General features: G+C 64.6%; 32 protein-coding genes. 16 read left to right on the top strand and 16 right to left on the bottom strand.

Translation table 11 applies throughout. The features are described from left to right. The 8 genes from ACROSR_RS16545 to ACROSR_RS16510 form a co-directional block, all read left to right on the top strand. On the top strand, positions 1-684 hold a 684-nt coding region (locus tag ACROSR_RS16545), incomplete at its 5' end, for a hypothetical protein (RefSeq protein WP_432687009.1). Further along, on the top strand, positions 684-830 hold the full coding sequence (locus ACROSR_RS16540; protein WP_432687008.1) for a hypothetical protein: 147 nt from the start codon (positions 684-686) through the stop codon (positions 828-830). The genes ACROSR_RS16545 and ACROSR_RS16540, both read left to right, overlap by 1 nt. Beyond that, positions 827-1468, top strand: coding sequence for a hypothetical protein (locus tag ACROSR_RS16535; protein WP_432687007.1), 642 nt, complete (start codon positions 827-829; stop codon positions 1466-1468). The genes ACROSR_RS16540 and ACROSR_RS16535 overlap by 4 nt, the downstream gene beginning before the upstream one ends. Before the next feature lie 138 nt (positions 1469-1606). After that, positions 1607-1915 (top strand): hypothetical protein, encoded by a 309-nt coding sequence (locus ACROSR_RS16530; protein ID WP_432687006.1) that lies wholly within the window; start codon positions 1607-1609, stop codon positions 1913-1915. Positions 1916-2063: 148 nt separating this feature from the next. Continuing rightward, complete coding sequence (locus tag ACROSR_RS16525; protein ID WP_432687005.1) at positions 2064-2744, top strand: YcbK family protein; 681 nt, start codon at positions 2064-2066, stop codon at positions 2742-2744. Beyond that, positions 2744-3001, top strand: a complete 258-nt coding sequence (locus ACROSR_RS16520) for a hypothetical protein (RefSeq protein WP_432687004.1) — start codon at positions 2744-2746, stop codon at positions 2999-3001. Before ACROSR_RS16525 ends, ACROSR_RS16520 begins: the two co-directional genes overlap by 1 nt. A gap of 448 nt (positions 3002-3449) precedes the next feature. Beyond that, positions 3450-5804 (top strand): heavy metal translocating P-type ATPase, encoded by a 2355-nt coding sequence (locus tag ACROSR_RS16515; protein ID WP_432687003.1) that lies wholly within the window; start codon positions 3450-3452, stop codon positions 5802-5804. Positions 5805-5813: 9 nt separating this feature from the next. Continuing rightward, entirely contained in the window at positions 5814-6803 is a 990-nt protein-coding gene (locus tag ACROSR_RS16510) for a cytochrome c oxidase assembly protein (RefSeq protein ID WP_432687002.1), read from the top strand. Between the two features lie 2 nt (positions 6804-6805). On the opposite strand, the gene ACROSR_RS16505 is transcribed toward ACROSR_RS16510, so the two are convergent. The 5 genes from ACROSR_RS16505 to ACROSR_RS16485 all read right to left on the bottom strand — a co-directional run bounded on the left by ACROSR_RS16505 (position 6806) and on the right by ACROSR_RS16485 (position 11002). Next, positions 6806-7414, bottom strand: a complete 609-nt coding sequence (locus tag ACROSR_RS16505; RefSeq protein WP_432687001.1) for an SCO family protein — start codon at positions 7412-7414, stop codon at positions 6806-6808. 7 nt (positions 7415-7421) lie between these two features. After that, positions 7422-7592: a hypothetical protein gene (locus tag ACROSR_RS16500; protein ID WP_432687000.1), complete on the bottom strand. Its 171-nt coding sequence runs from the start codon at positions 7590-7592 to the stop codon at positions 7422-7424. Positions 7593-7678: 86 nt separating this feature from the next. Continuing rightward, positions 7679-8656, bottom strand: a complete 978-nt coding sequence (locus tag ACROSR_RS16495; RefSeq protein WP_432686999.1) for a cytochrome c oxidase assembly protein — start codon at positions 8654-8656, stop codon at positions 7679-7681. Between the two features lie 5 nt (positions 8657-8661). Continuing rightward, positions 8662-10185: an apolipoprotein N-acyltransferase gene (gene lnt / locus ACROSR_RS16490; protein WP_432687011.1), complete on the bottom strand. Its 1524-nt coding sequence runs from the start codon at positions 10183-10185 to the stop codon at positions 8662-8664. Between the two features lie 34 nt (positions 10186-10219). Further along, the gene (locus ACROSR_RS16485; protein WP_432686998.1) at positions 10220-11002 is read right to left on the bottom strand and encodes a ZIP family metal transporter; all 783 of its coding nucleotides are present in this window, start codon (positions 11000-11002) and stop codon (positions 10220-10222) included. 262 nt (positions 11003-11264) lie between these two features. On the opposite strand from ACROSR_RS16485, the gene ACROSR_RS16480 reads away from it, so the two are divergent. Next, a complete protein-coding gene (locus tag ACROSR_RS16480) occupies positions 11265-11936 on the top strand; it encodes a L,D-transpeptidase (protein WP_432686997.1) in 672 nt (223 codons plus the stop codon). Positions 11937-12001: 65 nt separating this feature from the next. Here the strand turns inward: ACROSR_RS16480 and ACROSR_RS16475 are convergent, their stop codons facing one another. Genes ACROSR_RS16475 through ACROSR_RS16440 form a run of 8 tightly spaced genes read right to left on the bottom strand, consistent with a single transcriptional unit; the run spans position 12002 to position 16916 of the window. Continuing rightward, positions 12002-12304 carry a hypothetical protein gene (locus ACROSR_RS16475; protein WP_432686996.1) on the bottom strand — a complete coding sequence of 101 codons (303 nt, stop codon included), beginning with the start codon at positions 12302-12304 and terminating at the stop codon, positions 12002-12004. Between the two features lie 3 nt (positions 12305-12307). Then, positions 12308-12763 (bottom strand): DUF411 domain-containing protein, encoded by a 456-nt coding sequence (locus ACROSR_RS16470; RefSeq protein ID WP_432686994.1) that lies wholly within the window; start codon positions 12761-12763, stop codon positions 12308-12310. Positions 12764-12766: 3 nt separating this feature from the next. Further along, a complete protein-coding gene (locus ACROSR_RS16465; RefSeq protein WP_432686992.1) occupies positions 12767-14149 on the bottom strand; it encodes a peptidoglycan DD-metalloendopeptidase family protein in 1383 nt (460 codons plus the stop codon). Next, positions 14146-14772 carry an SCO family protein gene (locus ACROSR_RS16460; protein ID WP_432686990.1) on the bottom strand — a complete coding sequence of 209 codons (627 nt, stop codon included), beginning with the start codon at positions 14770-14772 and terminating at the stop codon, positions 14146-14148. The genes ACROSR_RS16465 and ACROSR_RS16460 overlap by 4 nt, the downstream gene beginning before the upstream one ends. Further along, positions 14772-15236 (bottom strand): copper chaperone PCu(A)C, encoded by a 465-nt coding sequence (locus tag ACROSR_RS16455; protein ID WP_432686988.1) that lies wholly within the window; start codon positions 15234-15236, stop codon positions 14772-14774. Before ACROSR_RS16455 ends, ACROSR_RS16460 begins: the two co-directional genes overlap by 1 nt. Before the next feature lie 32 nt (positions 15237-15268). Then, positions 15269-15928, bottom strand: coding sequence for a thioredoxin domain-containing protein (locus ACROSR_RS16450; RefSeq protein WP_432686986.1), 660 nt, complete (start codon positions 15926-15928; stop codon positions 15269-15271). Next, positions 15925-16350, bottom strand: coding sequence for a disulfide bond formation protein B (locus tag ACROSR_RS16445; RefSeq protein ID WP_432686984.1), 426 nt, complete (start codon positions 16348-16350; stop codon positions 15925-15927). Before ACROSR_RS16445 ends, ACROSR_RS16450 begins: the two co-directional genes overlap by 4 nt. Then, positions 16347-16916, bottom strand: a complete 570-nt coding sequence (locus ACROSR_RS16440) for an SCO family protein (protein WP_432687010.1) — start codon at positions 16914-16916, stop codon at positions 16347-16349. Before ACROSR_RS16440 ends, ACROSR_RS16445 begins: the two co-directional genes overlap by 4 nt. Positions 16917-17127: 211 nt before the next feature. Here ACROSR_RS16440 and ACROSR_RS16435 point away from each other — a divergent pair, with 211 nt between their 5' ends. The 7 genes from ACROSR_RS16435 to ACROSR_RS16405 all read left to right on the top strand — a co-directional run bounded on the left by ACROSR_RS16435 (position 17128) and on the right by ACROSR_RS16405 (position 22286). After that, the gene (locus ACROSR_RS16435; protein WP_432686982.1) at positions 17128-17556 is read left to right on the top strand and encodes a MerR family transcriptional regulator; all 429 of its coding nucleotides are present in this window, start codon (positions 17128-17130) and stop codon (positions 17554-17556) included. Between the two features lies 1 nt (position 17557). Further along, positions 17558-17884 (top strand): YnfA family protein, encoded by a 327-nt coding sequence (locus ACROSR_RS16430; RefSeq protein WP_432686980.1) that lies wholly within the window; start codon positions 17558-17560, stop codon positions 17882-17884. 86 nt (positions 17885-17970) lie between these two features. Beyond that, a complete protein-coding gene (locus ACROSR_RS16425; RefSeq protein WP_432686978.1) occupies positions 17971-18912 on the top strand; it encodes a cation diffusion facilitator family transporter in 942 nt (313 codons plus the stop codon). Next, positions 18909-19502 (top strand): hypothetical protein, encoded by a 594-nt coding sequence (locus tag ACROSR_RS16420; protein ID WP_432686976.1) that lies wholly within the window; start codon positions 18909-18911, stop codon positions 19500-19502. The genes ACROSR_RS16425 and ACROSR_RS16420 overlap by 4 nt, the downstream gene beginning before the upstream one ends. Continuing rightward, a complete protein-coding gene (locus ACROSR_RS16415; RefSeq protein ID WP_432686975.1) occupies positions 19495-20571 on the top strand; it encodes a saccharopine dehydrogenase NADP-binding domain-containing protein in 1077 nt (358 codons plus the stop codon). Before ACROSR_RS16420 ends, ACROSR_RS16415 begins: the two co-directional genes overlap by 8 nt. Before the next feature lie 38 nt (positions 20572-20609). Further along, positions 20610-21104 (top strand): DUF6653 family protein, encoded by a 495-nt coding sequence (locus ACROSR_RS16410; RefSeq protein ID WP_432686973.1) that lies wholly within the window; start codon positions 20610-20612, stop codon positions 21102-21104. A gap of 90 nt (positions 21105-21194) precedes the next feature. Then, complete coding sequence (locus ACROSR_RS16405) at positions 21195-22286, top strand: IS4 family transposase (RefSeq protein WP_432686971.1); 1092 nt, start codon at positions 21195-21197, stop codon at positions 22284-22286. A 394-nt stretch (positions 22287-22680) separates the two neighbouring features. Here ACROSR_RS16405 and ACROSR_RS16400 read toward each other — a convergent pair whose 3' ends face one another. The 3 genes from ACROSR_RS16400 to ACROSR_RS16390 all read right to left on the bottom strand — a co-directional run. Next, entirely contained in the window at positions 22681-23637 is a 957-nt protein-coding gene (locus ACROSR_RS16400; RefSeq protein WP_432686969.1) for a hypothetical protein, read from the bottom strand. Beyond that, positions 23637-25418, bottom strand: a complete 1782-nt coding sequence (locus ACROSR_RS16395; RefSeq protein ID WP_432686967.1) for an AAA family ATPase — start codon at positions 25416-25418, stop codon at positions 23637-23639. The genes ACROSR_RS16400 and ACROSR_RS16395 overlap by 1 nt, the downstream gene beginning before the upstream one ends. A gap of 9 nt (positions 25419-25427) precedes the next feature. After that, the coding region (locus tag ACROSR_RS16390; protein WP_432686965.1) for a restriction endonuclease subunit S at positions 25428-25779 on the bottom strand (352 nt) is incomplete at its 5' end.

Raw genomic sequence — 25779 nt, 5'->3', positions numbered from 1 at the left:
AAGGAGGTCACGGTCAACGATGCGATCGACGGGCTTGATCTGGCCATGACGGCCTCGCTTGCGGTGGATTGCGGCGCAGGCGGCACCGTGACGGTCAGTGCTACGGATCTGCGTCGCCATGTCCGACTGTTGCTCACGGGCAGACCGGGCGCCGGGTTCACAGTCGAATTGGCCGATGTGCCGCGGCTTCTCGCAGTGCGTAACGCCACCGATGCCGCGGCCATGGTGACGGGCACCGCTGGCGTCGAGGCCATCGAGCTGCCGCCCGGGGCGGAACTGATGGTCCATTCCGGGCCGGACGGGGTCACAGGTGTAGCTGCGGCCGGCGGCGGGATCTACGACTTCGGCGCCGTGGCCTTCGCCGCCCCGCCGCCCGGTGCGGTCATCGGCAAGGTGGTGCTACCCCGCGCCATCGTCATCCCCGCGGATTTTGCCGGCGCGCGCGGTGATGTCGATACGCCGCCCGCCGCGGACTGGGTGCTCGATGTGACCCGCAACGGGCTGAGCATCGGCACCGTCACCGTGGCCACCGACGGCGCGCTGGCCTTTGCCACCGTGGCCGGTGCGGCCGTGCCGATAGCGCCGGGTGATGTGATCCGCTTCGTCGCGGATCCGCGCGACACTCCGGCGGAGACCGCGATCGCCGGGTTCGCGGTGACCATCGCGGCCGAGGTCGCGCAATAATGGCGCTCGTGTTCACGACGATGCTGCGTGGCCGGACGGATCTCGGCCCGGCCGTCCCGGTAGCCCCCGGCGCGCTGCGTCTCGAGGACGGGTATGTGCTTCGCCTCGAGGACGCTGGAAACCTTCAGAAGGATCCCGATGCATGACCGATCAGAAACTCAGCGACCTGCCCGAGACCACCGAACTGGTCGCGGGAGACCTGCTCTACCTCGCGAAGTCCGACGGGATGGGCGGTCATGTCAGCCGCCGCATGGATGCGGCCAATCTGCGCAGCCGGGACACGTTTCTGGTGATGACGGGGCGTTTCGGTCCGTTGGCAACGGGGTCGGCACTGAGCACGCAGCCGGCAATCGGCGTCGATTTCTACACGCTCGCCGACGTGACCATCGACCGGGTGCAGGCCTGGCTGCATGCCAACACCGCGTTTCCGATCGACGTGCGGCTCATCGTGGCCGAGGTGGACGCGTCCAACGACAGCGAGGTGCTCGCGATTCTCGGCACCTCGGCCTTTGCGTCGGTCACGGTCGCCGGGGTCATCACCTTCGACGGGTTGGACATCACCCTGCCGCGCGACCGGATCCATGCCTTCATCCTCGACGCCGCCAGCGGCGACCTGACCGTGACAGCCGAGGAGCAAGCCGGCGGTCTGCCGCCATTGGTGAACCCGTTCGGGCTGTCCGGCGCGCTCGGCTTCAATGCGCCGCGCGACATCCAGGTCGGGCAGACCGTCAGTCGCTACAACTCCTCCATGCCGCATATGCGCATCGAAGGGCGCTTCACCTGAACGCCGCCAATTGGCTGGATCCGTGCAGCCCGCCCGATGCCGACGCGATCGGACGGCCGCGCCGTGCCGGCCGGATGGGTCGGACCGCGGTCATTCCCCGAGATTCCGGCCGCACCGCGAATACCATGAGGAGGCAAGATGCCCGAGCGCGACAGCTTCACCGATCAGATCATGCAGGCCTTGCGCGAGCACGGTCTCGCCGCGGCCATCGGCGTGTGGTTTACCTTCGTCGCTGGTCTCGCCGCAACCGTGGCGCGAAAAGCCTTCACCAACGAGGCCCTGCTGCACAAGCTTGAACAGGAGCTCGACGCCGAGCGCCTGCGCATAGAGAAGCGCCGCGACGAGGACCGGCGCGTCGATCACGACCGGCTCGAGCGCATCGAGCGCGACATCCACGACATGCGCAACCTGATGTTCGCCGCATTCCAGCGCAAGAGCGACGAGTGACCACGCGCCCGGCGTAGCGCGCGCACTGCACATCTGCATGCAATGCGACACTGGCAGACGTCCAAACGCGAAATCGCACCACATCGAACCTGCCGCCCATCCGGGCGGCGGCCACTCCTGCATGCCTGTTACCCCGAAGGAGACCATCATGTCCGATCCCATTCGCAGCTTTCGCCATTTCCGCGACGTGCCCGAGCGTCTCTGGCGCTGGCCCGACTTCTCGCCGGCCGAGATCGCCTGCCGGGGCACCGGCAAGCTGAAGCTGCACCCCGAGGCTCTGGACAGGCTGCAGGCCCTGCGCGACCGGCTGGACAAGCCACTGATCGTCAACTCGGCCTATCGCTCGCCGGAGCACAATCGCGCGGTCGGCGGCGCGACCCGCTCCAAGCACATGGAGGGCACCGCCTTCGATATCTCCATGGCGAACCATGACCCGGCGGCGTTCGAGGCCGCAGCGCGGGAGGTGGGGTTCCTCGGGTTCGGGACCTATCCCCGCTCGAACTTCATGCATATCGATCTGGGGCCAGCCCGGTCCTGGGGCCCGCCGTTTCCACCGCGGGCGGTACCGTTTGCCCGGGAGGCCCCGGTTGCGCGGGAGGTGTTGGCGCAGAGCCGCACGCTCAAGGGGACCGGGGCGGCCGGGGTGGCGACCGTCGGTGCGGCAGGGGTGGAGGTGGCGCAGGACGCGCTCGCCGAGGCGCAGGGTGCGGTTCTGCCGCTGGTGCCCTATCTCGACAGCCTGCGCTGGCTGTTCATCGCCCTGGCGCTTGGCGGCCTCGCCGTCGCGGTCTGGGCGCGGCTCGATGACTGGCGCAAGGGGCAGCGCTGATGTGGGGCGGTTTGCTGGCCGGTATTCTTGCCCGGCCGTGGGTGCGGCGGGTGGCAGCCTTCGTCCTCGGCGCGCTCGCCGTTCTTCTGTTTCTGTTCAATCTCCGCCGCACCGGCGAGCGCGCCGGGCGCGCCGCCGAGCGGCTGGACACGCTGGAGCGTAGCAATGACATTCAACGCCAGATGCTGGAGGCCGCGGCGGGGCGGCCTCGTGATCGTGACGCTCTTGTTGAGCGGTTGCGCGGGGGTGGGTTTTGATCGGGTCGGGCAGGGAGCGTGTCCGCCGGTGGTGGATTACAGCTCGGCCGAGCAGGCGCGCGTGGCCGACGAGGTAGCCGCGCTGCCGGAGGGGGCCGTGATTATCAGGTGGTTGGCGGATTATGCGGTGTTGAGGGGGCAGGTGCGGGGGTGCAAATAGCCATCATCCATTCGATGACCCCCGGGCGTCTCTGCCGGACTGGCCATGCAAAGGTAAAGTTCTAAGGCTGATATCTCCGTCGATCACGTCTCCGTTGCTACGGCTGTATACTCTTATACCCGGAGCCGCTCAGGTTGAGCGTCCTCGGTGATCTGGCGGGTTAGATCCGCACCCCCAGCGGCAAGCGGTTACGCGGCGAAAGGACCGGCCACGTCAATTGACCCCTTGAAGCTCTAGTTGCTGTAGGGACTACTTATCTCAGACCTGAGCGAATCCGAGGTCCATATCATGCCGTCCAACACCCACTCTCACAGTCACGACCACACCGTCGAAAGCGGGAGCTCTCGCGATCACGGTCACAAGCATGACCACAACAATGGTGGCTGTTGCGGCGACGTGCCGGTCGGGCCGGTCGATGCCGCCGGGCGCAGCTTCCAGGTCAATGGCCTCGACTGCGCCGAGGAGGTGGCAATCCTGAACAAGGTGGTCGGCCCGGTGGTCGGCGGGGCCGAGAACTTGGCCTTTGACGTGATCAACGGGCGAATGACGGTGCTGGAAAGCACTGGCGCGATCTCTGACGACAAGGTCATCAAGGCTGTTGCCGGCACGGGCATGAGCGCCCGGCCGTGGAACGCGGATAACGCGGAGGCCGATAGGGCGGCGCATATCAAGCGGCAGAAACGGTTTACCATGGCCAGCGGCGGGTTCTGGGCCGCCGGGTTCGTGTATCATGTCGTCGAGACCGGTATGGGCGGTGCGCTTGGCCTCTTCGCGGGCCATGGCGAGGCGGCGATGCCGCTGCCCGAGGTCGGGCTTTTCGGCCTCGCGATCTTGTTTGGCGTCTGGCTGGTGGCGCCCAAGGCGTGGTCTTCGGCCCGGCGTTTGTCACCCGACATGAACCTGCTGATGATTGTTGCCGTCGCGGGTGCGGTCGGGTTGGGCGAGTATTTCGAGGCGGCGACGGTGGCGTTCTTCTTTGCGCTTTCGCTTTATCTGGAAAGCTGGTCGGTAGGGCGCGCACGCAATGCGGTCTCGGCGCTGCTCGATCTGGCGCCACCGACGGCGCGGGTGATCCGTGAGGATGGAAGCGAGGAAGATGTCCCGGCGGCCCAAGTTCCGGTCGGCAACCGTTTCATCGTGCGTGGCGGTGATCGTATCCCGCTTGATGGAGAGGTGACGGACGGCAGGGGCGCAGTCGATCAAGCGCCGATCACCGGTGAGAGCGCGCTGGTGCCCAAGGAACTGGGCGACGAGGTTTATGCTGGCACGATCAACGGCGAGGGCACGCTGACGGTGCGCGCCACCAAGAAAGCATCGGACACGATGTTGGCCAAGATCACCCGCATGGTGGGGGATGCCCAATCGCGCCGCGCAGAGGTGGAGCAATGGGTGACGAAATTCGCGCGCGCCTACACCCCGGCCGTGATGGTGCTGGCCTTGGCGATCGCCCTGCTGCCACCGCTGGTGGCGGGTGGCGCATGGGGATTCTGGTTCTACAACGCGCTGGTGCTGCTGGTCATCGCCTGCCCCTGCGCGTTGGTGATCTCGACGCCGGTTTCCATCGTCGCGGCGTTGACTTCCTCGGCCCGTGCGGGGGTGCTGATCAAGGGTGGCGCCTATGTCGAGGCGCCAGGGCAGACCACCGCACTGGCCATGGACAAGACCGGCACGATCACCGAAGGAAGACCGGAAGTGGCGGCGGTGCATCCGCTGAGGGGCACACACGAAGGCGATCTGCTGGTCGTCGCGGCGTCGCTCGAGGCCCGCTCCTCGCATCCGTTGGCACGCGCCATCCTGGATCGGGCCGGGCCGACTGTGACCCCGGCTGAAGACACCCGCACGGTGCCGGGCCGGGGTCTCGAAGGGCGGATTGACGGGCGCGTTGTCTGGCTCGGCTCCGACCGCTTTGCTACCGAGAGGGGCTTCGCCAATGCGATCCCCGCCGATCTGCGCGACCGGATTGAAGGCGCGGGCGCGACGCTTGTCGCCGTGGGAGATGAAACCGGCGTGCTGGGCGTTCTGGAGTTGCGTGACCGTATCCGTGCAGATGCGAAGGACATCGTGGCGAACCTGCATGCGCAGGGCGTAAGAACCATCGTCATGCTGACCGGCGACAACGAGGCAACGGCGCGCGCGGTCGCCGCCGAGGTCGGCATTGACGAGGTGCGTGCCGAGCTGCTTCCCGAGGACAAGGTTGCGGCTATCGAGGGGTTGGTGAAAACCCACGACATGGTGGCAATGATCGGCGACGGGGTGAACGATGCGCCAGCCATGGCGCGGGCGCACTACGGCATCGCCATGGGCGCGGTCGGGTCCGATGCAGCGATCGAGACGGCGGATATTGCGCTGATGACCGATGACATCGGCAAGGTTCCGTGGCTAATAGCCCACTCGCGCCGAACCATGGGCATCATCCGCCAGAACATCACTGTCGCGCTGGCGACCAAGGCTGCCTTCGTGGTGGCGACCGCCTTCGGCATGGCGTCGATGTGGGGCGCGATCGCGGCCGATGTGGGCGTGTCGCTGCTGGTCGTGGCCAACGCCCTGCGGTTGCTGAACCCGGCCAAGCCGAAGGCGCCGCCGACAGGGGGCGAGGGCATTGGCGACCGTGTGGCTGCCGACGCCCTGGCGCCTGGTCATTGACGCGCCCGATTGGCCATCGCAGCGCGTCGACGCGTCGCGTATGAGACAGCTGGGCTTGTAGTTTCTCACAGATACCGGGAACGTCCCGCCATGATGGATCGAAACATGGCAACCGGGGCCGCGCCCAAAGGTGCGTGGATCTACGCAGTCATCGCCGCCCTGGGCAGCGTGCTGTGGGCAATGAGCACCTACTTACCGGCGCAAATGCCTGCGGTCGCGCCCTATGACTTCTCGTGGCTGATCTTTCTGGCAGTATCGCTCAGCGCTTTCTGGTTCGCCCGTGGCCTCGGCAACCTGCCTGCGCCCACGCGTCCCGGCCCCTGGCGACAGGCGGCGTTCTGGGCCGGCCTGGTGCTGTTATGGGGCGTGACGCAGACAGGGTTCGAATATCTTGCGCAGCGGATGTTCTTTACCAACCGTCTGCAACATGTCGCGTTGCACCATCTCGGTCCATTCCTGCTGGCGCTGAGTGCCGGCGGAGCGGTGGTGTTGGCCGGCGCGCCAGACTGGCTACGCCGCCTGTGCAACAGCCGCCCGGTCATCCTGACTTATCGAGTGGTGCAGCAGCCAGCGGTGGCCGTCCTTCTGTTTGTCGGCCTGTTCTGGTTCTGGCTGATCCCGCCGGTGCATTTTGCCGCCATGTTCGACCCTGTGCTCTATCAGGTGATGAACTGGTCGATGGCTGTGGACGGCATCCTGTTCTGGGCACTGGTGCTGGACACGCGCCCCGCCCCACCCGCGCGGGTGCGCTTCGGCTGGCGCGCGGCACTGGCCGTCGGCGTGATGTTCCCGCAGATCGTGCTGGGCGCGCTGATCACCTTTGCCACCGTCGATCTGTTTCCCTATTACGCCTTCTGTGGGCGGTATTTCCAGTCGATCTCGGCGGTTACCGATCAGCAGATCGGCGGTATCGTGATCTGGATTCCACCGGCTATGATGAGCGTGATCGGCCTGTTGGTGGTGGTTCGCAACATGCGTGCGGTGGGCGCCGAGCCCTGATATTAGCCTTCGACCATCACCCGGCGCACGTCGCCAACGGCCCCGCCAATATCCGCCTCGAGCGTGTCGAAGCTGGGCCACATCACCCGTGCCTGCGCCTGCGCGTCGAACACATAGACCGACTTGCCGTGCGACACCGCATAATCAACGTCCCTCGGCGCGTGCGGAGCCACCTTGTAGGTCACCTTGAAGCGCCGCGCCAGTCGGGCCAGTTGGTTGTCGGTGCCGCGCAGCCCACTCGCCCGCGAGGTAAAGGCGGCTGTATATCTGGCCATCACGTCCGGCGTGTCGCGCTCGGGGTCCACGGTGACAAACAGGATGGAAAGGTTCTCCGCATCCGTGCCCAGGCGCTCGGCCACCGCCGCGAGGTTGGACAGCGTCATCGGGCAAATATCCGGGCAGAAGGTATAACCGAAAAACAGCGCCACCACTTGCCCGACATAGTCGCCTTGCGTGACGACCTTACCGTCGCTGGCGCGCGTCATCCGAAACGACAGGTCCGGCAGCAGGCCGCTCACATCGGTGCCATACCAGCCCCCGTCGCCACAGCCCATCAGCGGCATGGCCAGCCCCACCGCCCCCAGCCGCAGCGCGGCGCGCCGGGAAATCACAGAAGCCTCAGTAGGGCCCATAGATCACCAGTGCCGCGACCCCGAAGGCACCAGCCAAAAAGATCGCCGTGACCCCGACAAGCAGCGCAGCCACCATACGGTTGCCCGATTTCGTCCTGCGCCTGAGATCCTCGGCAGATTGCTCGGATACGGTGGGGGTTTCGTCATCTTCATCCATGCGTGTCATTTCACGCTTCGCTTGGAGTAACTTCAACACTTTCAGCGGCGTAATCGGCGTATTGCGACAATTCGCCTAAACGTCGATCAACGACCCAAAGACAGCACAGTAATTGCGGTCACCATGACGATGGCGAACATGGCCAACGCGCCGAAAGCCAGCGTGCGGGCCATGTCGCGGTTCGGCTTGGCAACCTTGAGCCGCAGTTCAGCAGCGGTTTCGGGAAATTCCAGCGCGGCGGAATTGGATTGGCCCATCAAGATGTGGCGAGCATTCCAGCGCTGCTCCTCGGCGCGATTCCAACCGTTGAAGACGAGGATGATGGCGGCGATCATGATCATCGAGGACGGCACCCAAATCGTGTAGCCGCCCATGGTTTCGTCCGAAAGCGCCGAAATCGTGCCGCGTGAACCTGACGGGCCGTATAGCACCGTCTCCTTGAGCGTGGTGAGCGATCCAAGCAGAATGTTCGAAACGATCACCACGAAACTGCTCAATAGCCTTGCACCCCGCCGCGCACCCTCAGGCGGGTCGCGCGGGTCGAGGAGCAATGCAAAATACCATAGGCCAGCCAGTGTCATTCCGGCATGCGCCAGCAGGCCGAGCACCGGCATCTCGCGGGCGAGTGCATAGAGTGCCGGCACCTGCCAGAGCCAGAGCGACCCGATGAACAGGGCAGTGGCTGCCGCCGGATGGCGCAACGCGTGGGTCACGGATCGGACCGAAACTCGCGCGAACAGTCGCCACAAGCCACGCGGCAGCCCAGCGTACATCACCCCCCAAGGCTGCGCCACGCAAACCAGCAGCGGCCCGCCAAGACGCATCAGGAGATGCGTCACCTGGTGCACCGAAAAAAGCCGTGTGCCGGAGGGGGCAAGCGGCGCGTTGACCGCCCCTGCGATCAGCAGCAGTCCGAGGACGAACAGCACATCCTGCCACGGTGCGGGCTGCGGGCGCAGACGTCGCGGTCGGCCATGACCGCGCAGATAGAGCCAGCCCAACACGCCAAGGCCAGCAAGAAAGACCGGAGATACAGCGGGGCCAAAGGGATCGAAGGTCAGCAAGGGTATCAGTTCTCCTCGGTTTTTTCGGACATGATGTCCCGCGCGATTGCGCTGAGTGCGACGGCAGCCCCGAGCACGAAAGCGACAAGCGCCAGCAGCATCCAGTCGCGAAACCGCGCATAGGGCGTGCGCGGCAGGGCGGGCGGCAGGGTCGCGTTGATCACCGCATCGGCCTGCAACTCGCGCCGGACGATCACCGCGCCGCGGGCGTCGATCACCGCCGAGATGCCGGTATTGGCCGCACGGATCACCGGCAGCCCCTCCTCGACCGCACGCATCCGGGCCGCGGCGAGGTGCTGTTCGGGGCCGATCGAAGTGCCAAACCAGGCGTCGTTGGTGGCGTTGAAAATCCAATCGGGCCGGAACAGCCGGTCGGTGACATGGCCGGGAAAGATGATCTCGTAGCAGATCGCCGGGGCAAACAGCGGCACCCCCGGCAGGGCCAGCGTGCGCGGGCCCGGCCCGGGGGTGAAGTCACCGAGGCTTTCGACCATGCGTCTGAACGGCAGCCAGTCGCGCCAGGGCACGTATTCACCGAACGGTACAAGGTGGTGCTTGGCATAGCCGGTCAGGATCTCGCCTCGCTGCCCGTAGGCCTGAATGGTGTTGAAATAGCGCGTGCCGCTTTGGCCCTGCACCCGGTCCGGTGCGCCGATCAGCAGATAGGCTCCCTCGGGCAGGCTGTCGGCGATGCGCGCGCGCGCGGCGGCGTCCTCGTCGACAAACCCCGGAAAGGCGGTTTCGGGCCAAAGCAGCAGATCGTAATCCCCCGGTCGCGTCGAGAGCCTGAGGTATTTCTCCAACATGCGGGTACGGCTGCCGGGGGCCCATTTCTCGGCCTGTGGGATGTTGCCCTGCACGATGCGCAGGCGGGTGCCGCTCTCAGGCCGCGTCTCGCGCCCTGCCAGCCATGTGCCCGCGACCCAGACCATACCGATAAGCGCGACGGTCAAACCCAGCGACACGGCGCGCGCTCGCCCTTGCGCGATTAGCGCCGCCCCGAGCCACGCCCCGGTTTGCACCAGCAGAAAGCCCATCCCGTAACTGCCGACCCAGGCGGCAGGCTGGCGCATCACGGGCAGATCGGTCAGCGCATAGGCAGCAAGGTTCCAGGGAAAGCCAGTCAGGACATGCCCGCGCAGCCATTCCGTGCCGGCCCACGCGGCAGCGAAAAAAACCGCACTGGCAGGCAGCGCGGCAAACAGGCGCAGCCGCATGAGCCCGGCGTAAACGAGCGCGGCCAGCGCCGGAAAAAGCGCAAGACCGGCCGCGAGACCGCCGACCGCCGGGATCGCGAGCGCGCCGAAGGTCTCTGCCTCGACCTGAAAGCTCTCACCGATCCAAGAAATGCCAATCACGAATTGCCCCAACCCGAACGTCCAGCCTATCGCGAAGGCTCGACCGATGCCCTGGTTCTCCACCAGTGCGTAAAGCGTAGCGAATGATAGAAGGGCCAGCGGCGCAAGCGACAGAGGTGGAACGGCCGCGACGAAAAGTCCGCCGGCCACAAGTGCGAGCGCCATGCGCATGCCTGTCCCTTTCATTATTCGCATCGCCGTAATGTCACCCCAGCCAGACGTCAAGGAACAGCATGATGACGAGCCCGATGGACAGACCCAGGGTTGCCTTGTTCTGGTGCCCGTTGCGATGCGTTTCGGGGATGATCTCGTGACTGATGACATAGAGCATCGCTCCCGCTGCGAAGGCGAGCCCCCAGGGGAGCAGCGGCTCGGACAACGTGATGATGCCCGCGCCCAGCAGCCCGCCGATGGGCTCTACCATTCCGGTCAGTGCGGCGATGCCCCAGGCGCGCCATCTGTGATAGCCTTCGCCCAGAAGCGCGACGGCCACCGCCAGCCCCTCGGGCGCGTTCTGCAAGCCAATCCCGACGGCCAGCGGCAACCCGCCCTCGAATCCATGCGCCCCGAAACCGACGCCGACGGCAAGACCTTCGGGAAAGTTGTGGATTGTGATCGCGATGATGAAGAGCCAGACACGCCGGAGAGAGACGGCCGCGGGCCCCTCGCGCCCCAGGCTGAAATGCTCGTGCGGCAGCTTCTCGTTCATCAGCGCCACGGCGCCCATGCCGAGCAGGATCGCCACGCAGACGATGGCCGCCGGTGCCGCGCCATTGTCGAATTGCAGGTCCGCCGCGTCGAGTGCGGGAATGATCAGCGAAAAGAACGACGCCGCCAGCATCACGCCAGCCGCGAAGCCCAGCGACAGATCCCGCGTGCCTCGCGAAGGAACGCGTCCGAACAGCACCGGAATCGCCCCGACCGCGGTCAGCGACCCGGCGGCCAGACTGCCCAGAAAACCAAGAGCGATTGGGGAAAGGTCAGTCACAATCCGCTCCGTGATGAGGTGATGGCATCGATAGACACTTTCCGAGAATGGTTTGCAATTTGGAAGATGCGCGTCGACCAAAGACGAACGCCATGTCCGACGCGATGGTTGAACCCTTGAAGTGCTTCGTTAACGACCGCCCTGCGATACCGTGCGAAGAAAATGCGAAGATCACAGGGTCTTGTTGGACCGCGAGAGGTATGTCCTTTTCTCCGCATCCCGAGTTTGAAATACTGCAAGAAGACAAAAGGAATTTGATTTCATGCTGACAAGACGCCATTTCATCGGGGTGACCGCCGCCATTTTATCGCCGCCGATCGCTCGACCGGTCTTTGCGAGCACATGGCCGACCGAAGACCAGAAGGCCGCGTGGGACGCGCAGGTGACGCCGCCGGGATACGATCCGGCCACGACCAACCCGTGGGGTCTGCATCCGCGTCTGCTGCCGCAGCGAGTCGAGGCCCGGCCTGGGCTCGTGCCCGGGGACATCCACGTTGATGCGGTGGCTCGTTACCTCTACCATATCGAGGATGGTGGAACGGCCATGCGTTACGGCGTCGCAATCGGCCGGGACGGACTCTACGAGCCTGGGATCTACACCATCAAGCGCAAGGTTCGATGGCCACACTGGACGCCGACTCAGGACATGGTTCGCCGCAATCCCGAGGTTTACGCGGAAGTCGAAGACGGTATGGAGCCGGGGCCGGACAACGCCCTCGGGTCGCGCGCACTCTACCTGTTTGTCGGCGACCGGGACACCTACCTTCGGATCCACGGCACGCCTTACCCCCGCTCGATTGGCAGCCGGGCCAGTTCGGGCTGCGTGCGCATGGTCATGGCCCACATCAACGACCTCTACGAGCAGGTCGAGACCGGGGTGACCGCTCACCTTTACCCGGCTGCGGGCGACGGGCCGGTCACCGCGCATAGCTGACGGCCCTCCGATCCTGGGGAGATCGTGCTCCGCGGCCAAGGGAGCGAGGCGAGCCGATCCAGCCATCAGCCCTCGGCCTGTGCCACGCGCTGGGTGCAGATCGGTCGACCGTCCGCCGTTCGGAGCGGAAGCATCGTCGTCTCGACGGGTCCGACATGGCGGTACCAGTAGCAACCGTCCTCGGGTCGCAACCGGACCGACTGCAGATCCTGGTAGGGTGCCGCCATCGCGCTCAGCTGGGTCATCACCTCCGCCGAGATGGCCGTCTCGGAGTCCGCGGTCTCGGCGACAGGAACGGCGCAGGCGCCGAGGGCCAGCATGCTTCCAAGCAGGAGAAGCGTCTTGCCCGGCGTGCGCAATCGAAGCATGGATCAGTTTCCTTCGTAGCTAGAAAATACTTCCGTCGTGCCGTCGTTGCGGATGAGGAAGACGTCATAGGCTTCGCGCCATCTGCCTTGATCCATGCCGGGCGATCCGAGCGGCATCTCGGGCACCGCAAGACCCACCGCGTCGGGACGCTCCGCCAGCAATCGTCGGATGTCCGACGCGGGCACATGCCCCTCGATCACGTAGCCGTCGACGAGCGCCGTGTGGCAGGAGACCATCCGCTGCGGCACGCCATTGTCGAGCTTGAAGCGCACCAGAAGCCCGGCGAACATGTCCTGCCCGGTCGGCGCGAAACCGTTTTCTTCCAGGTGCTCCATCCAGGCGAGGCAACACCCGCAGCCGTTGGTCTTTCGGACCTCGATGGGCGTGGCTTGCGCCAGTGCTTGTGCGGCCGGGAGGAGCAAGAGGGCGAATGCCCAAGTCGCAAGGGATCGTTTCATGGATCAGAGCCTTTCGGTGCTTTCGGGGGCCAGGGCACGCGCGAGGCGTTCCTCGAGGCGGGCGCGCGCATCGCTGAGACGATCGAGGGCCGCAGCGTCATCTGCAGCCTGATCCGCAGCTTCGGCAAGGCGGTCGTCCGAAAGGGGGTCGGTCGGACGGCCGTTCACACGCACCTCGTAATGCAGGTTCGGCCCGGTTGCGGTGCCCGTCGCGCCGACGCGGCCGATGAGATCCCCCGCCGCGATACGATCGCCTTGGGATAGCCCGTCCGGGACGGCGCTGAGGTGGGCGTAAAGGGTCGTGGTCTCCGACCCATGCGCGATCTCGACAACACGGCCGTAGCCGCCCCGCGAGCCGACAAAGCTGACACGGCCCGGTGCGGTCGCGTAGACGGGGGTGCCCCGCGCGGCCGCGAAATCGACGCCCGTGTGCATCCGCACATCGCCGTAGACGGGGTGCGTCCTGCGCCCGAACACGGAACTGAGCCGCGCGCCCTCGACCGGCTGCGCGAAGACGCGCATGACCACGCCATCACGGTAGATCGTTGCCCGCCCGGAGCCATCCTCCGGCCAGACGATCTCGAACAGCGTGTCGCCAAGGTCGAGCGCCGCGAAGGTCGGGTCCGGCTGGCCGACGATGTCTTCGCCGATCCGCGCCTCGCGCCACATCAGCTGAAGCGTCTCGCCACCCGTGAGATCGCGCCGGAAATCCACGGCACCACCCAGCATCTGCGCCAGATCGACCGCGAAGCGCGCCGGAATGTCGCCCGCGTCGAGCGCGGCGAATACCGAGCTTTCGATGCGGGCTTCACCGGCCAGAATGACGGTTTCGGGATCGGGGGCCACCACACGCGTCGCAACCTGCGCGCCGAAGACAGCCTCGATCCGGACGCCGTCGTCCACCTCCAGAACGACGCGACGGGGGCTGCCATCCGGGGTGGCCATGACGCTCAAGGCATGTCCCGGACGCAAGCGGCGCAGGTCGAACTCTGCCGCAAGTGCAAGCGCCACCTCGGCGCGAACCGGGGCGGCAAGACCCGCATCCGCGAGAACCGCGTCGAGCGTCTCGCCCGCGGCGATCTCGTGTGACCATGTCCGGAGCGGAGGCTCGACCCTCGGAAGCGATGGCGCGACGGCCACGACGGACGACAGGGCCGGCGGGCTGACCATCGGGGCGATGTCCGCGCGGGCCGAAGTCGGCGCGAGGTCGGGCACCGAGGCGGGCGCCGGTGCGGCCAACGCCTGAGGGGTCCAGAGGGCGGCCTCTGCCAGGGCGGGCGGAACGGGGGCCCGTGTCCAGACACCCGAGAGCGCGACGGCGGTCGCGGACACGCCGCCCGCCGTCGCGATCCCCGTTGCCAGAGTTGCCAGATACCTCAGCCTCATGTCGCCCCCTCGGTTTCTTCTTGCAGCGCCCGGCGGATCTTGGGCACCGCGAACTCCCTCGGCTCGTGATAGTCGATCATGCTGATGAACCCGCCGGCCGCGTCGAACAGGAACACGCTCGCCGTGTGGTTCATGGTGTAGTCGCCGCCGTCGGTCGGAACACGTTCATAGCTCGCGCGGAATCCTTCCGCCGCGCGCGCGATCTGATCTTGCGCACCGGTCCAGCCGCGGATCGCCGGATGGAAATAGCCGACATACTCGGCCATCGCCTCGACAGTGTCGCGGTCCGGATCCACCGTGATGAAGACCACGTTCATCTGCCCGGCATCCTCGCCGAGCGCATCGAGCCAGCCGGAAATGTCCGACAGCGTGGTCGGGCAGACGTCGGGGCAGAACGTGAAGCCGAAGAACACCATGGTCGGACGGCCGACCAAGGTCTCCGGGCCGACGGGCTGCCCCTCGTGATCCGTGAGACGGAAATCCATTGCCGTCAGCGGCAGCGGAAGCCTTCCCCCAGGCTCCGGCGCGCCGGGACCGTCCACCCGCCACCAGCCGACGAACAGCGTCAGCCCCATGGCGCCCAGAGCAGCGGCGCCGTATCCAAGAGCTGTTCGGCGCCGCATCAATCCTCCGGCCCGCGCGCCGCGATTCCGAGGATCGGCACTTCGACCGTCACGTCGCCGCCATCCGAGAAGCTCAGCGTCAGCGGAAAGCTGTCGCCCTCGGTCATCGGCTCCTGTAGCTGCATGAGCATCGCGTGCAGCCCGCCGGGCGCCAGTTCCGCGGCTTCGCCGGGGGCGATGGTTGGCTCGCCCGCAGGCCCCATCGAACTGACACCCTCGGCATTGGTCTTGCTCTCGTGAATCTCAGGCATCATGGCGAGCGGCGTGGAAATGCCGGTCAGCGTGACGGCCTCGTCTCCGGTGTTGCGGATCGTCATGTAGGCTGCACCGGGCCGGTTGACGCCGATGGAGGCGCGCGCCCACGCCTCTTCGACGACCACATCCTCCGATCCGGCAAGGGCGACACCGGAGGTGAGCGCAAGTGCGGTGAGAGTCGACAGCAACGGGATGGTGAGCTTGGTCATTCGTGGGTGCCTCCTTGTCATGCGCGCCACGGTCACGAGCCGCTCGCGGCCACTTCCTCGGCCACCAGCGCGCGCAGTTCGGCCTCACCGAACGGATCGAGCGGCCGCCCGTTGACGAAGAATGTGGGCGTCTGGCGAACAGCCATGGTTTCGACATCGGCACGGTCCTGGTTCAGGATCGCAACGACATCCGGCGCCAGCATCTGCGTGCGCGCCGCATCCACATCCAGCCCCGCGGTCGCAGCGACCTCCAGGATCAGTCCCGGAGCCGGCGCGCCATGCGAGGCCCACCGGGGCTGCTCGCGCAGGAGCGCCTCCATCACGGGTTCGTAGACGTCCTGCATCCGGGCCGCCTCGAGCACGCGGATCGCCTCCTCAGACGCTTCGCCGTGGAACGGCGTGTAGCGGATCGCGACGCGCACGGCGTCGCCATGCTCAGCCATGATGTCCTTGACCACCGGATAGAAGGCGCGGCAGGCCTCGCAGGCCGGATCGAAGAACTCGACGATGGTGACGGGGGCGTCCTCGGGTCCGAGGATCGGGGAGTAAGACCGCAGCAGCGCCTCGCTCTGTTCGGGCGGAACCGTCGCGGTTGCGGCGACGGACGCGGGACGTGTCGTGAACCAGGCCGCAGCGGCGAATACGGCAACGGCGACGGCAACAACGGAGAGCATGAGAGCGCGACGATTCATGAGCGCGGGTCCTTCAGAGAGAGGGCCGACAGGCTCGCGGTGAGCGTGAAGGCGACAAGCGACAGGAGCGGGATCGGAACCCCGAGGATCAATTGATTGGCGTCGGTGCAGGAGGGGTCGGTCGCCGTGCAGGGCTGGATGGGCTCCGGGATGATGCCGACGTAAAGGCCCATGTGCGAGAGCGCGACGGCCCCGCCGCAAAGGCTGAGCGCCACGCCATAGCGTCCAACGCGGGCGTCGCGCCACCACAGGCCAAGGCCCAGAACGATGGGCAGCAGGAACATGAATGCGCGCTGATACCAGCACAGCAGACAGGGCATCTGGCCCAGCACCTCGCCGATGAACAGCACCGAGAGCGTTGCCACGAGCACCACCACCCAGGCGGCAGTCAGAGCCGCTTCTCCCGTCAATCCCCGACTCATCCGGCGACGCGCCCCCTCAGATCGGCAAGGATCTCCTCGGCCGGGGTGCCGTAGCTCCATGCTTTCACGTAACCGCCCTCCGGATCGAACAGGAAGAGCTGCGAGGAATGACCCATCGTGTAGCCGCCGGGCGCCGCGGCCTCCTCGACCTTTTCATAGAAGATGTGAAAGCTGTCGGCGGTCCGGTCGATCTGGTCGGGCGTTCCGGTCAGGCCCACGATCCCGGCCTCGAACCTCGGCACGAAATCCGCGAGGACCGACGGCGTGTCGCGCTCGGGATCGATGGTGATGAAGAGCGGCTGAACCTGCGCCGCGTCCTCGCCCAGCCCGTCCATGACGGCGGCGACCTCGGCCAGCGTCGTCGGGCACACATCAGGGCAATTGGCGAAGCCGAAGAAGACCAGCATCCACCGGCCCGCGAAATCTGCTTCCGTCCGAACCACACCCATGTGATCCGTCAGCTCAAAATCCGCGCGGAAGGTAGACGCGCGCTCAGCGGCCAGGTCGGCGCGATAATCCGTCCAGAATAATAGCCAGACAAACGCGATCGTCGCAACACCCGCCAGTGCCCAGAGAATCTTTTGAGGGAATGTCCGTCTCAACGCGAATTGCCTGCCTGTAATTCTTGATTGCGAAACAGGTTACATCCTCAAGCTACTAGAGGTTCAACCTGTATTTTGACATCGCAGAGCAGTTTCTCAGACCTGTGAATCCGGTATGGTTCTTGCCATTCCAAAAGATAAAACCTACCAAGACTGAAGCATTATGGAGGCGTGCATGCTGACCATCGGCAGTCTGGCGAAGAAAACCGGCACCAAGGTGCAGACAATTCGCTACTACGAGCAGATCGGGCTGATGCCTGAGCCTGGCCGCACCGAGGGCGGGCAGCGCCGCTATGGCGATGCGGAGCTTGATCGCCTCGCGTTCATCCGGCACGCGCGTCAGCTTGGTTTTTCCCTTGAGGCGATCCGGGAACTCCTTGATCTCAGTGATCATCCCAATCGGCCCTGTCACGAGGCCGACGCCATCGCCCGGCGGCAGTTGAAGCAGGTCGAGCAGCGCCTCGCGCGACTGGAAGCGCTACGCACCGAACTCAAGCGCATGGTGCACGAATGCAGCGGGGGGCAGACGGCCGATTGCCGCGTGCTGGAGGTGCTGCGCGACCATTCCGAATGCCTGACGGATCACGACGAGATCGGCGCCTGAGATGCCCGCGGCACTCGCGTATCCGCTCGCGGCCTTGGCCGAGATCGCCGGATGCTTCGCCATCTGGGCGTGGTGGCGCCTTGGCGCGTCCGTCTTCTGGCTCGTGCCCGGCGTGGCCGCGCTGGTGGCGTTCGGCTGGCTTCTGGCGCAGGTCGACACCGTGACCGCGGGACGCGCCTTTGCAGCCTATGGCGGGGTCTATATTGCCGCCTCGGTTCTGTGGATGTGGCTGGCCGAAGGGCACAGGCCGGACGGGTGGGATATCCTCGGTACAGCGGTCTGCCTGATGGGCGCCGCGATCATTCTGGCCGCGCCGCGCGGGGTGTGACATCGCCGGAGAAATTGCGGGGGTTGAAGCTACAGTCGCTGTAGCCACTAGCTGTCTTCCACAGCGAAGGAATCGGAGACAGCCTGATGCCCCACGACCACGGCCACGCCCATATCGACCCTAGCTCCGGTGATCGCCGCGTGTCGGTCGCGATCTGGGCGAACGCGCTTCTGACCGTCGCCCAGATTGTCGGCGGCATCCTCTCGGGCAGCCTCGCGCTGATCGCGGACGCGCTGCACAACTTTTCGGACATGGCCTCGCTGGTCATCGCCTTCGTGGCGCGCAAGATCGCGCGGCGGCCGGCGGACGCGCGGATGACCTTCGGCTACGGCCGGATCGAGATCGTGGCGGCGCTCATCAACTACACCACGCTGATCCTCGTCGGGGTCTATCTGATCTACGAGGGCGGGATGCGGATGATCGACCCGCCCGAGGTCGCCGGCTGGACGGTGGTGATCCTGGGCGGGGTGGCGCTTGCCGTGGACACGCTGACCGCGCTGCTCACCTGGTCGATGCCGAAGGGCAGCGTGAACATCCGCGCGCTGTTCCTGCACAACCTGTCGGATGCGCTGGCCTCGGTAGCGGTCATCCTCGGCGGATCCCTGATTATCCTCTATGACATGTGGTGGGTCGACCCGGCGATCACCATCGGCATCGCGCTCTACATCCTTTACCTTGCATTCACCGAGATCGGCGGCCCGATCCGGACGCTGATGCTGGGAAGCCCTCCCGATCTGGATTGCGGCGCCGTCATCGATGCAATGCGCGGGATCGACGGGGTCGAAGACGTCCATCATGTCCATCTCTGGCAGATGCAGGAGCACGAGGCGGCGCTCGACTGCCATGTCGTTCTCACAAACGAAGGCTGGACCCGGATCGAAGGCATCAAGTCGGAAACCAAGGCGCGCCTGAAGGATCGGTTCGGCATCGCCCATTCCAGCCTTGAATTCGAACACGAGGATCACGCGCACACGAACGCCAATATCTTTGGTCATGACAACTCGGCGCGGAAGGAGCAGACAGGATGAGACGACCGCTTGCCTTCGCGGGTTCGGCCTTGGCCGCCGTTTTCCTGTTCGTCGTCGCAATCGGTATGCTCTTGCCGCAAACCGTGGACGTGAGCGCGTCGACCATGATCGATGCGCCGCGTGCGGAGATTTGGCGGGTCGCCTCCGATTTCGAGGGGGCATTCGAGGACTCGAACCCGGCGCACCGCGGCACCACCGTGCTGAGCGACCCGAAGGCGCCCCTGCGCGACGGACTTCGCTTCCGACAGGAAGAGTATGTCGGCGGGTTGCGTGGTGTGCTTGAGGCGGAGCTGTTCGACGTCTATCCGCAAGAGCGCTTCGGCTGGCGCGCCGAGACCGATTACACGCTCTGGGGCCTGCCCGTCGCGACAGTCGAGGAAGGCGGGATCTTCCGGATCGAGGAAAGCCGCGAAGGAGACGGTTTTCGCGTCTCGCATCGCGTCTGGGGAGATTTTCCCGACACGTTCTACGGCCGCGTGCTGAGCTGGGTATCCGTCGCGTTGCTCGACATGGAGACCGACGTCGAGCGCCACACGCGTGTCGAGCTCGAGTATTTCGAACGGCAGCTGGAGGGCGCTCGGGATGGCTGACGGGCTCTCGTTCGCCATTCTCGGGGGCTACGGCCAGTTGGGGCGCGCCGTCGCGGCGCTGCTGCTCGACAATGGGGCGGACAGTGTCACGATTGCCGGGCGCAGCGCCGAAAAGGCTGACGATGCGGCGCGAGACCTAGCCAGACGAGACGCTGCCGGGCAGGTCACATCGACGCGGGCCGAAGCCGACGAGGGTGACGGTCTCGCCGCCTTGCTCTCTGGCCATGACGTCGTGATCCATGCGGCACCGCTAGACGGCGCCGCATCGAGGGCGCTCGTTGCGGCGCTGACACGGACGGGCGGACGGCTGGTTCTGGTGAGCCGTGACGCTGCGGTGATCGCGGACCTGCAGGCGGCGCGCGCGGCGCTCGACCGCACAGGGGCACAGGTGATCGTCGATGCCGGTGCAAACCCGGGCCTGCCCGGTCTTGTCGGCCATCTCGCGGCCGACGCGCATGGCGCGGCCGAGGCCGTCGAGCTCGCGGCCCGCTACCGCGCACCACGGGTCGGACGCGCCGGCCTTGCGGACATCCTCGACGCGGCGACTGACGCGGCCCGGATCTACGCGGACGGCTGGCGGCGCGCCGGGCTGTTCAAAGTTCGTCGTCAAGCCTGGCCCGGCGGGCTTGGCACGTCGCTGGCCATACCGGTCTATCTGCCCGAACTCGATGCCTTGCGGGCTCGTCATCGGTTACGCCGCCTCGCCCTCTGGCATGGAGGCCTGAACGGCGTCGCAGATATCGTCGTGTCGATGCGCCGCGTCCTCGGGCGCTCGTTTCCGCGCGCCGTCGGTCTTGCAGCGCTGGACGCCGCGATGCGCCGCGCCAATCCGCCTCCCTACGGCCTCGGGATCTCGGGGATTGCGACCGGGCAAGGCCGGCAGGTGGAGGTTCTGCTATCGCACGCCGACGTCTACGCCGCGACGGCACGGATCGCCGCCTGGTGCGCCGAAGACCTCGCCCGCGACATTCACCTCGCGCCCTCGGTCCGCGTCGCTTTCGAACTCCTCTGTGTCGGCGATGCGAAAAAAGGGCTCTTGGAGCGCGGCTTCGATCTGATGTTCCGGTGACGGACCAAGGCCCATTTGCAAGGAGGGGACCGAAATTCATGTCTTTGGCCTTTTCGATCTCGCAGCGCTTGATGTCCATGGACGACACCGCATGGTGCCGCCATGCGAATCCCTGGAGCGTGTATTCCCGAATGACGCTCCTGCCGCTCTTTGCCCTCGCTGTCTGGAGCCGCGTCTGGATCGGGTGGTGGTCGCTCGCGGCCATCGCCTGCGTGATTGCCTGGACGTGGCTGAACCCGAGGCTGTTCCGGATGCCGCGCCATGAGGACGGATGGGCGGCAAAGGCCGTTCGAGGCGAACGCATCTGGCTCAAGGGACCGCCGGAAGCCGTCGTCGCCCGACACGAACGGGCCGTCGTCGTCCTCGGCTCGGCCACCCTGGTCGGTGCCATCGTGCTGGGATGGGGGCTTGTGACCCTCGACCTTTCGGCGACAATACTTGGAGGGGTCGTGGCGACGGGGGCGAAACTATGGCTCGTCGACAGAATGACCTTCGTTTACGACGCCATCGTGCCCGACCACGAGTGCGTTTAGGTGTAGGAAATGCCACGGTACACGACGCTGTTGCTTTGAGGGGCGATTTGGATTCGATTTTGAAGATTCTCTACCACAAGGATCTTCACGATGCTCAAGTGCCTTCTCGCCCCTCTGCTGGAAACGTTACGCCCGCATTTCGATCTGAGCAAGACGCGGCTGGAAACGCTGGCCGTGCTGCTGGTCGGGCTTGCGAACGGGCGCACGGTGAACCTTTCGCATCTGGCCAGCCAGTTTCCGGGCGACGCGCAGCATGGATCGAATTACCGTCGTCTGCAGCGCTTCTTCCAGTTCGTGCAGCTGGACAGCGACATCGCCGCGCGGCTGGTCGTGCGAATGCTGAACCTCAAGCGGCCTAAGCTCCTCGCGCTCGACCGTACCAACTGGAAACTGGGATCGCGCGATGTGAACGTGCTGGTTCTGGCCATTGTCACGCGACGGTTTCGAGTGCCGCTGATGTGGGTGTTGCTGGACCACGCAGGCAATTCCGCCACCGCGCAACGGATCGCGCTGATGGAACGGTATCTGCGCCTGTTCGGGGCGGCCTCCATTGAGGCGCTGTTGGCGGATCGCGAGTTCATCGGTGCCGAGTGGATGGAATTTCTCATTGAAAACAACATCTCCTTCGCCATCCGCCTTAAGGAGGACATGCAGATCCGGCTCGCGGACGGTCGCCGGTTCCAGTTCCGCAGCCTGCTGCGCAACCGCAGGCGCGGGGCATGGGAAGGCTGGCTGAACGGCATGGAGGCGACCCCCGCCAACCGGCTGCGCATCAAGGCCAGGCGCATCAGGGGCGGTGAATTGCTCATCGTGGCCACCAGTCTCGATGACGCCGGGCGCGGCCTCAACCTCTATCGCAGGCGATGGGGGATCGAATGCATGTTCGCGGATGCAAAGACCCGTGGCCTCAATATCGAGGACACCCATATCACCGATCCCGACAAGCTCGCGACCCTTCTTGTCGTCATCGCGCTCGCCGTCACATGGGCTTATCGCTGCGCAACCCGCGTCAGGGGCAGAATGGCCATCTCGCGAAAACGGCATGGCAGACGCGAAAAGTCATGGTTCCGAACCGGCCTCGACGCTCTGCGGAACTGGATACTCCATCAGCCCGATAAAGCCATCAAAGTGTGGACAGAAACATGCCCCCGAAGGCCCTTTCAGCCCCCTGTATCCGCCTGAGTCGTGTACCGTGAGGAAATGCAGCGAAGACGAGCCAATATTCGGAAGATAAACGATTTTAACGCTTTGGTGGCGACCGACTGAAGCCAGAGAACGTTAGACCCCGGTCCCGTCCCCTCCGCCACTTGCCCTCGCGAAAGCGTTCTCCCCATCCGGCTGCGGCCGGATTTTTCCGTTGTTTTCGAGGGTTATGCGAGAGGGGCTGAGCACTGGTTGTGGCGCCGGGTGGCCCGGAAGCGGTCTCTCAGGGTCGATATTCTCCGGACCTCATGACTGCGCCGATTTGGTGAATAGCCTGTAACCATATGAAACTGCGTTGTTCTTTCGAGGCCGCAGCTGAACACTTCGATGTCGGTGGCGTTCGAAAGATGGAACATAAATCGAAATGCCGCCATCAAAACAGCTCGGTGCTGCCGTCGTCACGGATGCGGACGGCCGATCCAACGCGGGTATAGACTGTTGACCCATATGAAAATCTGCTCCTAAGCCCCTGCGCGTGCTCGAAGTTAAGCAAAGTGAAAGCAGCCGACTCCCCGGGTCCATCCGCAGAAAGGCCCGCCCCTATCATGATTCCGCCAAGGTCAGTCAGAACGTAACGGTCGTGAAAGTCTTCCCCGCCTTGTTTCTCCGACCATGCATAGAGCTCAATGTGATACCCGGGTGGTAGCAAGCCTCTGACCTGTGCAGAGCCGTCTCGCGCGAGAACCTCGGCCGATGGGCGCGTATCGTGATCACGGAAATGAATCCTGATGGATTTGCTTTGACCTGGATCCCGGGTAAGCTGACCAACTGGATCCCGGGCAAGCCGACCAAGTAGTGAGACCAGCGTGGCAAGATAATTGCCCTTCGTTGGTCGGAGGTCGAAATACGGATCGACAATGTCGACCTCCTTGGAAACCGCAGAAATCGTATGCAGGGCATCGGCAATCTGGTCTGCGGTCCTGGTCACGTCACAACTGGTCGTAACTCTGAAAAGTCGATGCGCATCAGAGCAATCGTCTGGCTCTATCCCCTCAGCGCAAGCTGTGCTCCCAGCGTGACATATCATTGCTTTGAAAGGTCTGTCCGCGTGTTCGCGTAGTACGTTAGTGATCCAGTCTGCCTCGTGCTCATACGAGCGGGAGAAATTGACGACCTTGCGCCTCGAGTCGTTCAACCGTTCAACAATTCGAAGATAGTCCCCGTCCGAAACGCCGGCGTTTCTCGCAGCTTCCTTGACCATCCTCTCCCATTTGTTTGGGAGGCGAGAGATCAGCCGGCCCTTGTCAGCGCCAAACCGATCGATCAGGTCCTTGAAGGTTCGCCAGTCCGCGCCGATGGCTGCAGGCTCTACCGCATATTCCGACAGCATCAGAACAGTTCCTCGGCCCGTTCCGCGAAGAAACCGTGCGGCCATCGGTCTAGGAAATCACCGTCTGGGCTCACTCGAAGTGGCCGGAAGCGGACACCCTCGACCGAAGACTCAATGTAGATCACGGAGAGGTCATCGGGCGTCAGTCCGAGCACGCCGGGGGGAACCTCACCCTCGGTCTGCTCCCGCACACGGCGAAGCAGCCGCAGAATGATGTGCTCGCTATGCGTCTCAATGAGCAGGGTCTTTCCAGAGGTAAGCTTGTCCTCGTCGCCGGTCGCGGCCTTGATGAACAGGTCGCCCATGCCGACCTGGATGGCGGGATGGACATGGAGCTCTGGCTGTTCGATCCCAAGAACGCCGTCCTGCTTCCTTAATGACGCGACGATCACCGGGACCATCTGCGAGATGCCGACGCCCACGTCGCCCGGTGCGACGAGGATGCCCTTCTCGAAGTCCCGCAGAGCGATTTCCGTCCGCGTGGCGAGACTCAGATAAAGCTCCTGCAACTCGCCGATGTCATCCTCGTTGAGGCCCCGCTCGAACATCTGGTGCATGGCGCTGGGGACGGGAATCTCTTTGAACTCGACCCGCTCTAGCCGGTATGTCGTTCTTAGCCGCTCTTCGCCGGAAAGCCAGACGTTGACCTCCTCCATGAGGTCGCCGCGGCGGTCGTTGTAGAGTAAATCCCAAGCCGCGAGTCCGTGGGACCAGCGCGTTTCGTCAGGGCTTGCCTGTGGTCGATAGCTACGCGTGGGGATGTCGCGCAGCGGTCCGATGTAGGTCATCTGCATCAGGTGATCTCGGACGAGTCGCGCCGGCCCAAGGATCAACTCATTTAACAATTTTGTTAGGCCCGATCGTCTAGCATGTTCAGTGTCGACGGAGATTTTCGAATGCAACTGCTCCAGACTTGACAGCAAATATTCGGGCAAGTGATTATCATCTCTTGACAATTCTGGAGTTCTACCTTGGATTTCTTTCTCGTCAAAGTCTACCCATTCGAACTCAATCGAGTCATTAAAGTCCGGCAACGCGGCAAAAACGGTGTCCACAGTAATACGCAACTGGTCGTCGGGTGTGTCCGGCGTCGACCGGTCAGCGACCGCCTCTCGCGCAAGAGACCAGATCTCGTCCTTGAGGGGCGAACCTGCGGCGAGATCCTCATCGCCATCGTCCTGTATGTCGTCTGGACGCATCGCGCGCCGTAGGAGCGGGTGACAAAAGTTGAAGTCGGTCAGCTGCGCTCGGCCCTCGACTGGAGGCGAAACGATGGCTGCGAGCGGTTCACCGTCCATCTCTATCGCAAGGTGGGAGACGTAAGGCGCCTGCTGGAGGGCGCTCCAGCGAATGTTCACTTCCAATCCCACGTTCTGCACGATGGTGTAGTCGCAATACTCCTCGCTTTCTCCAATGAGGTAGCGCAATGGCAACTCGATGAAGTCTGGTTCGTCGATCGAGAACCCGGTGTTAAGAGGCAGCCCTTCAGCGCCCTGCTCGTCAGAGAGGTCTAGCACGACCTTGAGGCTGACCGTGCGGTCGAGTTCGTGGTTGTGCACCAGTGTAGCGAAGCCACCTAGATCGATGAGTCCGCCGGCAATCGTCCGGTCAGGATCGACGTTCCCACGCTCGAGTATCTCGCGCAGATAGTGCAGCGCCTGCAGGATTGTGCTTTTGCCCGCGCTGTTCGGGCCGAAGAGGAGCGTGATAGGCCTCAGGTCGATCCTCTGACGGCAGCCGATGCCCTTGAAGTTTTCGATCTCGATTCGGATTAATCGCATTACTACACCTCAAAGTTCCCCGCGGAAAGCGCGCTGTGAAAGGGATTGAAAAAGGTCCTCACCAGAGCCGTCTGGTGTCTCCGAACTCGCCTCGATTGCTTGGGCTTTCTGCAGCATCGCGACAAACCGGAGCTGTTCCTCCATTGGGGGCAGATTGATCTCGAGCTTTCGGATGATTCCGAGGTTCAAGCCGTCCATGATCGCGCCTTTATTGAAGGACTTGATCTGGCGAATGATCAGCGGATCGGAATGGATCGCGAAGGAAAGTACTTCCGGGTGGATTAGTTGTAAGCGCCAGCTGGGCCCCACGGGCTTTTCAGCTTGACGTCTGGAAGTTCCAAGGGAGGAGTTCGTCGATCCG

Source organism: Roseovarius tibetensis (assembly GCF_050896375.1).
Taxonomy (GTDB): Bacteria; Pseudomonadota; Alphaproteobacteria; order Rhodobacterales; family Rhodobacteraceae; genus Roseovarius; species Roseovarius tibetensis.
This window is presented reverse-complemented; position numbering and strand designations above follow the sequence as displayed.